This is a genomic window from Brevundimonas vesicularis (genome assembly GCF_014204545.1).
Taxonomy (GTDB): domain Bacteria; phylum Pseudomonadota; class Alphaproteobacteria; order Caulobacterales; family Caulobacteraceae; genus Brevundimonas; species Brevundimonas vesicularis_B.
Window position 1 is genome coordinate 1,279,461 of the sequence record NZ_JACHLJ010000001.1, and the last position, 13,114, is coordinate 1,292,574.

Here is a 13,114-nt window from a genome sequence, read left to right on the forward strand (position 1 = left end):
CGCCTTCTGAAGCCACGCCGTCGGCCCTATCTTGGCCCCATGCCCATCGCCCGCCTCGACAGCCGCGCCCTGATCTCTGTCACGGGCGAGGATGCGCAACCCTTCCTGCACAACCTGCTGACCCAGGATGTGGAGACGCTGACCGACGGCGAACTACGCTTCGGCGCCCTGTTGTCGCCGCCCGGTCGGCTGTTGTTCGACCTGTTTCTTCTGGGACAGGCTGACGGCGTCGTTCTGGATGTCGCCGCCGAGCGACGCGACGCCCTGATCCAGCGCCTGTCGATGTACAGGCTGCGCGCCAAGGTTCAGGTCGCCGCCGACGACCGCCCGGTCTTCGCCGCCTGGCCCGAGGCCTCCGCCGGCTTTATCCCCGACCCCCGCACGCCGATGATAGGCGGCCGCCTCTATGGCGAAGCGACGGCGGACGCCGCCGAGACCGACTACGACGCCCACCGTCTGTCCGTTGGCCTGCCCGATCCGACCGCCGACGCGCCCCAGGACAAGACCTATCCGATCGAGGCCGACTTCGACCTGCTGAACGGCATCGATTTCCAGAAGGGCTGTTTCGTCGGCCAGGAAACGACCTCGCGCATGAAGCGCCGGGGCACGATCAAGAACCGGATGCTGCCGCTGGACTTCGACGGCCCGCCCCCCGCCTTCGGCGCCGAGGTGCTGAAGGGCGAACTGCGCGCGGGCGAGATCCTCTCGGGTCAGGACGGTTCGGTCATGGCCCTGCTGCGCATCGACCGCCTCGACGGCGACCTGACCGTTGACGGCCGCCCGGTGCGCTTGCGCAAACCCGCCTGGATGGGCGACGACGTTCTCCCCTCCTCGAACGCGTGAGTCTCGTATGAAGATCGCAGATCAGATCGTCCTCGTCACCGGCGGGGCGCGCGGCGTTGGCGCCGCCTGCGTCCGCGCCTTCGCCCATGGAGGCGCTCGCGTCGTCATCAACTGGAGGAACAGCGGCGAGGCCGCGAACGCCTTGGCCGCCGAGATCGGCGAGCGCGCCCTCGCCCTCCAGGCCGACGTGACCGACCGCGCCGCGGTGGACGCCATGGTTGCGGCCGCGCAAGGCCGTTTCGGCGCCCCCGTCACCACCGTCATCAACAACGCCCTGGACTACAGCTTCAACGGCGACGCCCGGTCCCAGATGACCGCCATCGGCTGGGACGAGATGGATCGCCAGTTCTCGACCGTCGTGCGCGGCGCCCTGAACCTGATCCAGGCGACCGCGCCCGGCATGGCCGCGGCCCGGTTCGGCCGCATCGTCAACATCGGCACCAACCTGTTCCAGAATCCGGTCGTGCCCTACCACGACTACACCGCCGCCAAGGCCGCCCTGCTCAGCCTGACCCGCACCGCCGCCGGCGACCTCGGCCCTGACGGCGTCACCGTCAACATGGTCTCGGGCGGTCTCCTGCGCACCACCGACGCCAGCGCCGCCACGCCAGAGGCTGTGTTCGACCTGATCGCCGGCATGACCCCGCTGCGCAGCGTCACGACCCCGCAAGAGTTCGCCGACGCCGTCCTCTTCTTCGCCTCCCCCTGGAGCCGCGCGGTCACCGGCCAGAACCTGGTCGTGGACGGCGGATTGGTCCGGGACTGAAATGATGACCGTCTCCTCCCTATCGCGTAGCGATGGGGAGGTGGCGCGGCGCTCTTGCGCCGTGACGGAGGGGCTTTCAGCCGCCTCACCGCCGCCTGTGGGACTTCATAGAGCCTCTCCACCGCTTTGCGGTCCCCCTCCCCATTCCTTGGGGAGAAGACGAGAGACATCCTATTTATGCAGAATATTTTAGAGAAATTCAGTCGCTTGGCTTCCTCCAGCGTCAATCGACCATCCCGCCACCAAACGCCCCTACAATGCGCAGGTTTACGACCGGGGGAGACGAAGACTTGGATCCATTGGACTGTTTTCCAGCGTCCAACCTCACGCCTCGAAATTGCACTTCCTTGCACTTTGCACGCGTTCTTGAGGTGCAGTGCAATTCCGCCCGCGCCCCGAGATTAGACGAATTAGATACTTTAGACGGTGTTTTTCCTTCCCCGCTCTCGACGCCCGGCCTTCCCCGAAACCACCCATACGGCCACCTTCATCCCATGACCGACTCACATGCTGAAGGCCGCTGCGGCTGGTGCGGGACCGACCCCCTCTATGTCGCCTATCACGACACCGAATGGGGCGTGCCCGAGCGCGATCCCCGCGCCCTGTGGGAAAAGCTGGTGCTCGACGGCTTCCAGGCCGGTCTCGCCTGGATCACCATCCTCAGAAAACGCGAAGGCATCCGCGACGCCTTCGATGGTTTCGATCCCGAGATCGTCGCCCGCTACGACGAGGCCGATATCGAGCGCCTGCTGAATGATCCGCGCATTATCCGCTCGCGCGCCAAGATCAACGCCGCCATTCGGGGCGCCCAGATCTGGCTCCCGATGCGCGATGATGGTGAAGACTTCTCCGCCTGGCTGTGGTCCTTCGTCGGCGGCGAACCGATCCAGACCCCCTACGCCGACTATCGCCAGGCCCCGACCCAGACCGACCAATCCGTCGCCATGGCCAAGGCGCTGAAGAAGCGCGGCTTCAACTTCTGCGGCCCGGTCATCGTCTATGCCTTCATGCAGGCCGTCGGCATGGTCAACGATCACCAGACGACCTGCTTCCGTCACGCCCAGGTTCGTGCGATGGCGAGCCATGGCTAAAGCCCCCGCAAATTCGAAAGCTTTCCCGACCCTCGCGCTGGAAACGCTGCTGATGCAGCGGGTCAATGGTCACGTCTGCGGCGTGGACGAGGCCGGGCGTGGCCCCTGGGCCGGGCCGGTTTCGGCGGCGGCCGTGATCCTGAACCCTGACGACCTCCCGCCCGGCATCGACGATTCCAAGGCCCTGACCGAAAAGCGCCGCGCCGCGCTGGAGCCCGAGATCAAGGCCCGCGCCGTCGCCTGGGGCGTCGGCTTCGCCTCGGTGGACGAGATCGAGGAACTGAACATCCTGCACGCCACGGGTCTGGCCATGTGCCGCGCCATCGAGGCCTTGGAGGTCCAGCCGGTCGCCGCCCTGGTCGACGGCAACTATCGCTTCAAGCTTCCCTGCGAAATCCAGACGGTCGTCGGCGGCGACGGGTTGTCGCTATCCATCGCGGCGGCCTCGATCCTGGCCAAGACGGCGCGGGACCGGTTGATGATCGATCTGGATGCCCAATACCCCGGCTACGGCTTCGCCAGCCACAAGGGCTACAACGCCCCGATCCACCAGAACGCCTTGAAAACCCTGGGCCCCTGCCCCGCCCACCGGCGCAGCTGGTCGCCGATCAAGGCGCTGTTGCAGGAGGCCTGACGCCGTCTCAGATGTGCAGGAAGCCGCCCAGCAGCGCGCCCATCAGGGCCGCCACAGCCGCCCCGGCGATCGCCATCATCCAGCGCGGGGGCGGCGCCACCTCGGGCTCGACGTCGATCTGCTCGATGGGTTGAGCAGCTTCGACCGGCCGCGTGTAACGCGCGGCGTTGTGGGTGAAGGTCGCATCCGCCGTCCGCGGCGCCCACGAACGCGGCTCAGCCGCCGGACGGACGCGGTAGTCGTCGGGGCGATCGGTCTTGGGGGCGGTGTACGGGTGCGGTTGCATAGTCCCACAACGGCACGCAGCGATTCGCGTTCCGCCCTACCCTCCGTTGTTTTCGTTGGTGTCTATGCGGCCACGGGCAAGGAGACCGGCCGCTCTGTCACCACGAACAGGTGCTCGACATTCTTGAGCCGCCCCACCTGCCCGACCTTCTCGCCCTTGGGATTATGGATCCCGATCCGGGCGCCGACGTATCGCGGATGCGCCACCTCAAGGACCTGCACATGACCCCGCGCCGAAAGCATCTCGACCAGGTCGGCGCGGCTCAGATACCCCTCGTCGTTGAAGCTGACGATCAGGTTCGGCGCCTTGACCCGCTCGATCACGGTCCGCAGCGCCGGGCCGATACCGGGCCGGCTGTTGAAGGCGCTCTTGCGCGTCCTCACGTCCACCCGCTTGTTGGCGACCCCATAGGTCTCGGGCCGGTCCCACAGCACCAGGCTTTCCCAGCAATGGTAGTTGCCCAGATAGGAATGCTGGTTGTAGGGCGGGTCCAGATAAACCAGGTCCGCCTCGACCTGTTCGGCGATCTCGACCGCATCGCCCTGCGTCGCGCGGCACGGCCCGTCCACGGCCGGGACCAGATCCGGCGTGCGCAACTCCAGCGTCTTCAGCGCCCTCGGCGCCCACTGCTTCATATAGGCCATCTGAACGCCGGCGGTGGAATCCACCCGATCCGCCGCCTCCATCAGGCTGACCAGAGCGATGGCCTTCAGCTCCGGCTCCAGCCCCATGGCCTCAATCCGGTCGCGCATGGCGTCGATCCGCGCCCCGTTGTCCGGGTGGAAATACCGCGCATCCTGACAAAACGCCTGGGTGAACCAGCCCGCCTCGGGCTTCACCGTCCGCAACTCGGCCAGCACGACCTCGACCCGCTCGACCCACCGCTCTCGATCCGCCTGGACATAGGTCGTCGCCAGGGCGTGGGCATAGGCGTTCAGGTCGTTCGACCGCACCTGAAACCCCTGCTTCTTCAAGGCGTGCCCGACCCGCGCCGTGCCTGAAAACAGATCGCACACCCGCCCGCCCTGCGGCAGCACCCCCGCCACCGCACCCGTCACATGCCCCAGCAAGGCGCGCTTGGAGCCGATATATTTGATCATGACACGGCCCGACTCATCACGGCAGCATAGCCGGTTGCAGCGAAGCGCGAGAGAGTGGTCGACCTTACTTTGGGAGGCCTGCAGACCCGGGTGCATCGAGCCCTCGCAAAAACGCGCAAGGCCGCCGTCCCGAAGGATGACGGCCTCGGCTGTGTTCACGGTTCTTAGCGGAATTCGCCCCTTGGCAGATCAAGCGAAAGTGCCAAAGGCTCTAGGTCTCACACCGAAGGCTTAAGGCCTACGGGCGATGCGCCCGGAGGCCTGATCTCGATCAGAAGTAGAAGCGAACGGCTGCGGTGACCGTGCGGCCAGGCAGGGCCTGGGCCAGGACCACGCCGCTGGCGGGCAGGCTGTCGGCCGACACCTCCGTCAGGGCGGTTTCGTCGAACAGGTTGTTGGCGGTCAGCGACAGCACGACGCGGTCGACGGGGCGAACCTGGACGAAGGCGTTGACCGTGGCGTAGCCCGGCATCTTCAGCTGGTTGACGTCCTGCGTATAGCTCTCGGTCGTGCCGACGACGCTGGCGCCGACCGTGAACAGGTCCGTCTCGTACTGCGGCATGACCTGGAAGATCAGTTCGGCCTGACGGCGCGGCGAGTTGCCGACCAAAGCCGCATCCTCGGCCTTGGTGGTCTCGGCGCTGGTGACGGTGGCGCTGCCGGTCAGGCTGAACGGACCGTGACGTACGCCGGCCTCGAATTCGGCGCCCTTGGCCTCGTAGCTGCGCTGGACCAGCACCAGACGCGTGACGCCGCCGGCATCCGCGCGGATCTGCTGGTTGGTCTCGCCGACCTCGGCCCAGAAGCCCGTGACGTTGGCGAACAGGCCGTTGGCCCGGTACTTCATGCCGATCTCGGCCTGGTTCACCGGATCATAGGCCGCGTCGGTCTGCAGCAGGTCGCCGTCGACATTGCTGATGGCCGGCGAACGGAGGATCTTGTCCGCTGCGGCGCGTGCGCCTTCGCTGTAGCGGGCGAAGGTCGAGAAGCTGTCCGAGACGCGGTAGTTGGCGCTGAGCGAATACGAGACATAGTCGTAGTCGTAGTCGACTGGGGTGGCGCTGGCGGCCGGCGCAAAGGCGAAGGTGCGTTCGGCGTCCGAGATGACGCCGTCGTTGTCCACGTCGATGGTGCGAACGTCGGTCAGGCCGTTGGCGACCGTGCGGCCGCTGACGTCGCCGCTGTCGAAACGGATCGACCCGCCCAGCGCCAGCTTGCCCAGCCGGTAGTTCAGCGAGGCGTAGGGCGCGAGCACCTTGTAGGTCACATCCGTGCGCGAATTGGACCCGGCGCCCGAGGGACCGAAGAAGTTGACGACGCCGTCCTGCGTGCGGGGCGTGCTGTTCGTATTGAAGATATCGACCAGGGCCGAGTTTCCGCCGCCCACGACGTCCTGAAGGAACGGGATGTACTGGCGATCGAACTTCAGATCCTGCTGGGCCGAATAGACGCCAACGGTGGTCGTCAGGTCGCCGCCGCCGATCTTCCAGACGCGGTTGGCGCGCAGATCGTTGGTGAAGTTATCCAGGCTGTCGATGTCGGTGTGGACCAGGGTCGAATAGGCCAGCAGACCGTTGCCGTTCAGGGTCGTCGGGCTGGTGATCGCCTGACCGGCGCGCGGTCCCGTCGCGTAGACCAGGGTTCCGGGACGACGGCCGAACGCCAGCGGCGCCTGGGCCGCCGGCACCACGGCCAGCGGGTAGTTGAACGACTGATCACCCGATTGCTGCGCGTAGCGCATGTGCTCGGAAATCGTCCAGCCGTGCAGGTTGAAGCGGGTCTGGAAGCCCAGCGCGCGCACCTGAACCTGGTTGCCGTCCTGCAGATTGACGCGCTTCAGATTGTTGTCGCCGTCCAGCAGCGGGAAGACGGTGGTAATGCGCGACGTCAGGGTGTCGCGCGTCATCGAGAAGTTCGGAACGTCGCTGTAGTTGGGATCGTCGTTCGTGCCGGACACCAGCAGCGGCGTCGGCCCATAGGCGACGACAGTGTCGTCCAGGATCTTGCCGTACAGACGTACGAAGCCGCCGTCGAAGGTCTTGGTGATGTTGGCCTTGATCTGGCCGCCCTTGTTGCCGGTGAAGCCAGCGTCGCGCGGGCCTTCACCTTCGCGATAGAAGCCACCGACGTGGAAGCGCACGGTGTCGCTCAGGTGACCGCCATAGCTGAAATCGCCGCGATAGGTGTCGTAATCCAGGCCCGAAGACACCTGGACCGAGCCGCCTTCGACCTCACCCGTCTGCGAGATCAGGTTGATGACGCCGCCCGGCGCGTTCGAGGCGAAGGTCGAGGACGACCCGCCCCGGATGGACTCGATCTGGCCGACGTTGAAGTCGTAGCGCATGAAATAGTCGGACGTCAGGGCAAGGATGTCGCCGAACTCCAGGACCGGCAGACCGTCTTCCTGGAACTGCAGATACTTTGCACCGGTGCTGACCATCGGCAGACCACGGATCGTATAGTTGCCGTTGGTCTCGCCCGTGCTGGCCTCGGCGCGAATGCCGGGGATGGTGCGGAACAGGTCGTTGATGGAATAGGCGCCGATCTTGGGGATCTCGACATCGTTGATCGAGCTGGTGGAAGTCGCGCTGTCCAGCCTGTCACGCGCCTTGGCCACGCCCGTCACGATCACGTCGTCATTGGCCCGCGTCCGGCCGGCCTCCCAGGCCGTCTGGCGCTGCGGTGCAGGCTGCGTCTGCGCATGAGCGGGCATGGCGAGGATAAGCGGCGCAAACGCAGCCGTGAGGTACAGGGATTTCAAGGAAGCCTCCAAGGCGTTGTCCGGCAGTACGAAGACTGGACAACTGATTTTCGTTCGAAAATTCTTCCATGCAGTTTCTTGCATGGCTGTTATCAATAAACCCGGATGTGTTTGATGATTTATAATGCCAGACTACGGATTAATACTGACATAACGACGCTTACAAAGTTCGAATTGTTGCGCCGGCTTCCTCAACACTCAACTGGATCGATATCTTAGAACTCGCTCCAGTCGTCATCGGCCGCTTCGCTCGACAGGGCGAGCGCACCGAACGTGCGGATGACTTTGGGCGCCGGTCCGGGGGCGGACGCGGTATCCCGGCGAGGCGCCGGCGCGGCCGAGGTCGTCGTATTCAGCCGGAACCTGGAAACCAGGGTCGCCAGCTCGTCGGCTTCGGTCGCCAGGATGCGCGCCGCCGCCGTCGCCTCTTCCGCCATGGCGGCGTTCTGCTGGGTCATGCGGTCCATGCTGCCGACGGCGCTGTTGACCTGCTTCAGGTTTTCGGACTGGATCTGCGCACCTTGCGCGATGTCCACGATCAGGGTGTTGGCGTCGCCGATCTTGGACACGACGCGCGCCAGCATCTCGCTGGTTTCGCCCACGCGATCGACGCCCAGCCGCACCTCGTCCGACGACTTGCTGATCAGCTGCTTGATATCCTTGGCGGCGTCGACGGTGCGCTTGGCCAGTTCGCGCACCTCGCCGGCGACAACGGCGAACCCGCGTCCCGCATCGCCTGCCCGTGCGGCCTCGACGCCGGCGTTCAAGGCCAGAAGATTAGTCTGCAAGGCGATGGCGTCGATCATGTTGATGATCTCGCCGATCTCCTGCGATCCGGCCTTGATGGCGTCCATGGCGACGATCGCTTCTTCGACGATCACGCGACCGTCCGCGGCGTCGCCATTGGCCAGCGTGATGGCGTTGCGGGCGTGGGCCGCGCTGCGCGCCGTGTCGCCGACCATGTCGGTGACGTGGTTGGTGGCGGTGGTGGTTTGCTGCAGGCTGGACGCCTGCTGTTCGGTTCGCAACGACAAGGTTTCGGACGCCGAGCAGATTTGGGTGGCGCCCAGGCGAACGCTCTGTGCCGACCCGGCGACGCTGGCCAGGCTCTCCTCCAGACCCTGCACGGCCACGTTGAAGGCCGTGCGCAGGCGCTCATATTCCGGAGCGAACGGCGTGCGAATGGTGTGGGTGAGATCGCCAGCGGCCAGAGCCTCCAGAGCTGTGTCCAGTTCCTCGACGACGTGACGTTGCGCGGCGTCGGCGACGATCTTCTCGCGCTCGGCGGCGTCCTTGGCCAGATCGGCGGCCGCCTTGGACCGTTCGGCCTCGGCTTTGGCCAGCGCGGTGTCCCGGAACACCAGAACCGCGCGCGCCATGTCGCCCAGTTCGTCGGCATGGCTGGCGTCCACGACGATGTCGTTGTCGCCCTTTGCCAGTTGGCCCATGGCCTCGGTCAGGACCGTGATCGGGCGCGCGATCATGCGGCTGAGCATGGCCGACAGCACCATGGCGATCGTAATCAGGGCGATGCCGCCGACAATCAGGGCGATGATCGCGGTGACGATCGCAGCCTGCTGACGTTCCAGATTTTTCTCGGTGACGGCGGCTTCGGCCTCGCGCAGGTCGCGCAGAGGCAGGACGGCGTCGCTGACAAGAACCTTCTTGCCTGCGTCGCGCACGTCTTGCTGGGCCTGCTCACGCTTGCCGGCGCGAACCTCGGCGATTATGCGATCGCCCCAATCGGCCCTCCAGGCCAGGGTGGCCAGGCGCGATTTTTCCAGCAGCGCCTGTTTTTCGGCGTCGCCCAACTGACCCTTCAACTCGACGACGACCTTGTCGAACTCGTCGCGCCCTTCGTAGTAGGATTTCAGATAGGTCTCATCGCCGGTGACCAGAAAGCCTCGAAACTGGCTGTTCTGACGCAGGATCGCGGTTTCCAGCGACATCGCCTGCGCCTCGATCGTGCGGCTGAGATTGTTGCTCTCGATGGACGCGCGGATCATCATGATCGTCGCGAAAAAGACCGCCATCATGATCGCCGCCGAGACGCAGATCAGGATGAAGGAAAGCCGTAGCTTTCTCGGAATTCGCATCTTCGACATCATGAGCTCGCCCCCGTTACGCACTTATACTTACTTAGGGGCAACCGATTACTCAGCTGACGCCACTGCGCACAGCCCGGTCTCGGTTCGAGCTACGCAAAACACCCTGTTTTTCAGGTGACTATCCACCCCTATGACGGAACGACTAAAAAGATAGTTAAGCTGCCGACGCCCGGGCGCTTACATCGACCGGATCTGAATTTCGCGAGATTCATGCGCTGTTAAGCGAGGTGATCATAGGTAAGTCACCCTTCCCGTCCGCGCTTCAAGCAACGCCGGGTCGCAACCCCCGGGCGAATACTTCTTCAGGCCGCGGATACACAAGTAACAGTTCGTTTTATTCGGAATGCGCGACGATGCGATTGGTGACTGGATGATCTGCCCCGTCGCCGACCGTTTCACCCAGGAACTCGCGGCCCAGGCCGACCGCTGCCGCGCCATGGGGTCGCCCTTCGTCGCCCGCGTTCTCGAAGCCGCAAGCCGGCAACTGTCGCACGCGCCGCTCACCGCCGCACGGCTGTATGACTGGCCGGGAGATCAGGCTGCGGCTGCCCTGGCCCTGCGCTTGAATGGCGCCCTGCACGCCCTGGCGCGCGCGGGCCGGTCCTACGCCCTGACCAGCCTCTATCGTCGCGAACACACCGACTTCGACGCGGCCGTGGCCGACGCCCTGGCCCGGAACGATCGATACATCGCCGACTGGATCCTCCATCCGCCGCAAACGAACGAGGTGGCCCGCGCCGCCGCGCTGATGAGCGCGCTGATGGCCGCCCCTCTGGACCGCGCCATGCCCTTCGAACTGCTCGAGCTCGGGTCCAGCTGCGGCCTGAACCTGAATCTGGATCGCTACGCCTATGCTCTGGGGTCGGCGTCAGCCGGCGATCCCTTCTCGGACGTGCAGATCGACCCCCTGTGGCAGGGCGCGTCGCCGAGGGTCGGTCCAGTCTCTATCGCGGCGGCCCGCGGCGTCGACCTGCACCCGCTGAATGCCGCAGACCCGGCGCATCGCGAACGACTGCTGGCCTTCGCCTGGGCCGATCAGCCGGCGCGCACCCAACGCCTCGAGAACGCTCTGCGCATCGCCGCCGATAATCCGCCGCGCATCGATCAGGGCGACGCCGTGACCTGGCTGGCAGACCGTCTGGCCGAACCGCAGGCGGCGGGACGCTGCCGCGTCGTCATGCACACCATGGTTCTGCAATATCTCAGCGACGACCACCGGCGCCAGATCGCAGCGCTCCTCACGACCGCCGGCCGCCGCGCCGACGCCGACCACCCGCTGCTCTGGATCAGCTTCGAATGGACCCGCGACCGCAGCCACGTCGAACTGCGCCTGACAGCTTGGCCCACCGGCGAAACCCGCGTCCTGGCCCACTGCCATCCCTACGGCGACGCGTTGGAATGGTTGCCGTCATCTTTGGCGGAACTGGCAGCGTAGGCTAAGCCATCGTCCATTTTGCGCTTCCGATCATTTTCACCGCATAGGGCGCTCGAAAACTGATTGAAATCAACTCGCCCAGTTCCCGCTCAATCATTGATCCAATGAGTAACACGGGATATCTTTGATGCAGACCGGCCTGCCGCTCCAAATCATCCGAACGCTGCTCTTAAGAAGCTTGTGCTAGTTCGCGCGACCAATAAGTGTGGTTGTTGATGACTCGATCACCCGTTATCTCAGTATCCGCGCCTATCCTGCGACGTTCGATCAGCGCCCGCGCTATGCAACAGCCTTTCTTTTTTCGACTGAATGTCTCGCACTAGTCGGTATGGCAAGGAACATATCATGCCCCATAGCGAAACCCATCGGGTCGATCGGATCGGCTGGCTCAGGGCGGCGGTGTTGGGGGCCAATGACGGGCTGGTGTCGACGGCCAGTCTGGTGGTGGGCGTCGCAGCGGCGGCGACCAGTCATGGCGGCATAGTGATCGCGGGCGTCGCCGGATTGGCGGCAGGCGCCATGTCGATGGCGGCGGGCGAATATGTCTCGGTCAGTTCGCAGTCCGACACCGAAAAGGCCGATCTGGCGCGCGAGGCGGTCGAACTGGCCGGCCATCATGAGGCCGAGACGCGCGAACTGGCCGGCATCTATGTCGGGCGAGGCGTTGCGCCGGATCTGGCGACCGAGGTGGCGCGTCAGATGATGGCGCATGATGCGCTGGGCGCACACGCGCGCGACGAGCTGGGTATTTCGGAGATCACCACCGCGCGGCCCATCCAGGCGGCGCTGACCTCGGCGATCACCTTCTCGGCCGGAGCCGCTCTGCCTCTGGTCGTCGCCGCCGTTGCGCCGTTGGACACGCTGGCGATCTGGGTCGCGGCTTCCGCCCTGCTGGGCCTGGCTTTGCTGGGCGCCCTGGGCGCCCGCGCAGGCGGCGCGCCGATCGGACGATCGGTTCTGCGCGTCGTCTTCTGGGGCGCGCTCGCCATGGCCATCACCACAGGTGTCGGCCGGCTGTTCCACATCGCCGCCTGATCAGAAACGAGCGGTCAGGGCCAGGCGGGCGGTGACCGGTCGTTGCGGGGTGCTGATGTCACCCGAGGCGTAGAAGGGATTGCCGAAGGTGAAGGTGTCGTCGTTGCGGTTGAACAGATTGTCCACCGACGCCCTGATCGCCCAGCGACCGATCTCCACGCCGACGCCCAGCGAACTGGTCAGACAGCCGGCCGAGGCGCCGGTCGAGGTCGGCGACAAGGCGATATCGGTCGGGCCGACATAGCCCAGGCGAAGCTCGGAACGCACCGTCGCATGCGCCAGATGCGCCTCATGCACGACGCCGCCCTGCACGTTGAAATCGGCAACCGCCGGCAGGCGCGTATCGGTCCCGAGCGCGAAACCGGGATCGGGTCGGGTCAACTCGGGATCATTGACGACGGCGTGCGCATCCAGCGTCCACGGCCCGTCCCGCCATTCGACCTCGCCCTCGATGCCCCGATTGCGGCCGTCGCCCAGATTGGCGGTGAAGGGCAGGCCCCGCGCGTCGAACCGGTCCGACTGGATGTTGCGCCAATCGGCGACGAAGACCGCGCTTCGCCCGCGCAGTCGCCCTTCGAACAGGGTGAAGCGCGCGCCCGCCTCGCCGGCGACGATCTCGTCCGGCTTCACCCGTCGCGCGGGCTGCTGATCGCCGCCCGGCACGGCGCCGGCGTTGAAGCCCGGCCCGCGATAACCCTCGGTCGCCAGGGCGTAGAGGACGAAGGGCCCGCGATCATATTCGATCACCAGGCGCGGAGTGATATCGACCAGGGCGTCTTCTTCAGACACCTCCGTCGGATCGCCGTCGGTTTCGCTGCGATGCTCAACCCCGATGCGGAACAGGCGCGCGCCGGCGATAATCTTGAGGCGGTCGGTCAGCGCATAGGCGGCGTCGCCGAACAGGGCCGCCTCATCCACATGGTCGCGCCTGTGCTGTCGATAGACCCCCGGCCCGCCCTGCCCGTCCGAGATCGCGACGGTGCGAGTGTGGGTGTATTCCGAGAAGAACAGCCCGGCGCTCCACTTCAGCCGTGCGCCGAAGTCGCCGTTCAATC

The 13,114-nt window shown here is 65.6% G+C and carries 11 protein-coding genes; 6 read left to right on the forward strand and 5 right to left on the reverse strand.

Features of this window, described 5'->3' with window-relative positions; all coding sequences use genetic code 11:
* Positions 1–39: 39 nt before the first annotated feature.
* The 4 genes from HNP47_RS06535 (at position 40) to HNP47_RS06550 (ending at position 3,334) form a co-directional block, all read left to right on the forward strand.
* Positions 40–843 (forward strand): folate-binding protein YgfZ, encoded by an 804-nt coding sequence (locus tag HNP47_RS06535; RefSeq protein ID WP_184278804.1) that lies wholly within the window; start codon positions 40–42, stop codon positions 841–843.
* A gap of 7 nt (positions 844–850) precedes the next feature.
* On the forward strand, positions 851–1,609 hold the full coding sequence (locus tag HNP47_RS06540) for a 3-oxoacyl-ACP reductase (RefSeq protein WP_184278805.1): 759 nt from the start codon (positions 851–853) through the stop codon (positions 1,607–1,609).
* Positions 1,610–2,103: 494 nt separating this feature from the next.
* Positions 2,104–2,700, forward strand: coding sequence for a DNA-3-methyladenine glycosylase I (locus HNP47_RS06545; RefSeq protein WP_184278806.1), 597 nt, complete (start codon positions 2,104–2,106; stop codon positions 2,698–2,700).
* A gap of 52 nt (positions 2,701–2,752) precedes the next feature.
* A complete protein-coding gene (locus HNP47_RS06550; RefSeq protein ID WP_184279124.1) occupies positions 2,753–3,334 on the forward strand; it encodes a ribonuclease HII in 582 nt (193 codons plus the stop codon).
* 7 nt (positions 3,335–3,341) lie between these two features.
* Here the strand turns inward: HNP47_RS06550 and HNP47_RS06555 are convergent, their stop codons facing one another.
* The 4 genes from HNP47_RS06555 to HNP47_RS06570 all read right to left on the reverse strand — a co-directional run bounded on the left by HNP47_RS06555 (position 3,342) and on the right by HNP47_RS06570 (position 9,577).
* Positions 3,342–3,620, reverse strand: coding sequence for a hypothetical protein (locus HNP47_RS06555; protein WP_091748209.1), 279 nt, complete (start codon positions 3,618–3,620; stop codon positions 3,342–3,344).
* A 62-nt stretch (positions 3,621–3,682) separates the two neighbouring features.
* The gene (locus HNP47_RS06560) at positions 3,683–4,720 is read right to left on the reverse strand and encodes a DNA adenine methylase (protein WP_184278807.1); all 1,038 of its coding nucleotides are present in this window, start codon (positions 4,718–4,720) and stop codon (positions 3,683–3,685) included.
* Between the two features lie 271 nt (positions 4,721–4,991).
* Positions 4,992–7,481, reverse strand: coding sequence for a TonB-dependent receptor domain-containing protein (locus HNP47_RS06565; protein ID WP_184278808.1), 2,490 nt, complete (start codon positions 7,479–7,481; stop codon positions 4,992–4,994).
* A 215-nt stretch (positions 7,482–7,696) separates the two neighbouring features.
* Entirely contained in the window at positions 7,697–9,577 is a 1,881-nt protein-coding gene (locus HNP47_RS06570; protein ID WP_260394625.1) for a methyl-accepting chemotaxis protein, read from the reverse strand.
* Positions 9,578–9,932: 355 nt separating this feature from the next.
* On the opposite strand from HNP47_RS06570, the gene HNP47_RS06575 reads away from it, so the two are divergent.
* Together HNP47_RS06575 and HNP47_RS06580 are read left to right on the forward strand one after the other, a co-directional pair.
* A complete protein-coding gene (locus tag HNP47_RS06575) occupies positions 9,933–11,024 on the forward strand; it encodes a DUF2332 domain-containing protein (protein WP_260394626.1) in 1,092 nt (363 codons plus the stop codon).
* A gap of 345 nt (positions 11,025–11,369) precedes the next feature.
* A complete protein-coding gene (locus HNP47_RS06580; RefSeq protein WP_184278810.1) occupies positions 11,370–12,059 on the forward strand; it encodes a VIT family protein in 690 nt (229 codons plus the stop codon).
* On the opposite strand, the gene HNP47_RS06585 is transcribed toward HNP47_RS06580, so the two are convergent.
* Entirely contained in the window at positions 12,060–13,112 is a 1,053-nt protein-coding gene (locus tag HNP47_RS06585; protein ID WP_184278811.1) for a TonB-dependent receptor, read from the reverse strand.
* Positions 13,113–13,114 lie beyond the last annotated feature (2 nt).

Bases quoted from the DNA above. Each gene is read 5' to 3' on its own strand.
- HNP47_RS06535 (WP_184278804.1), top strand. From the start codon at position 40: ATGCCCATCGCCCGCCTCGACAGCCGCGCCCTGATCTCTGTCACGGGC.
- HNP47_RS06540 (WP_184278805.1), top strand. From the start codon at position 851: ATGAAGATCGCAGATCAGATCGTCCTCGTCACCGGCGGGGCGCGCGGC.
- HNP47_RS06545 (WP_184278806.1), top strand. From the start codon at position 2,104: ATGACCGACTCACATGCTGAAGGCCGCTGCGGCTGGTGCGGGACCGAC.
- HNP47_RS06550 (WP_184279124.1), top strand. From the start codon at position 2,753: ATGCAGCGGGTCAATGGTCACGTCTGCGGCGTGGACGAGGCCGGGCGT.
- HNP47_RS06555 (WP_091748209.1), bottom strand. From the start codon at position 3,620: ATGCAACCGCACCCGTACACCGCCCCCAAGACCGATCGCCCCGACGAC.
- HNP47_RS06560 (WP_184278807.1), bottom strand. From the start codon at position 4,720: ATGATCAAATATATCGGCTCCAAGCGCGCCTTGCTGGGGCATGTGACG.
- HNP47_RS06570 (WP_260394625.1), bottom strand. From the start codon at position 9,577: ATGCGAATTCCGAGAAAGCTACGGCTTTCCTTCATCCTGATCTGCGTC.
- HNP47_RS06575 (WP_260394626.1), top strand. From the start codon at position 9,933: ATGCGCGACGATGCGATTGGTGACTGGATGATCTGCCCCGTCGCCGAC.
- HNP47_RS06580 (WP_184278810.1), top strand. From the start codon at position 11,370: ATGCCCCATAGCGAAACCCATCGGGTCGATCGGATCGGCTGGCTCAGG.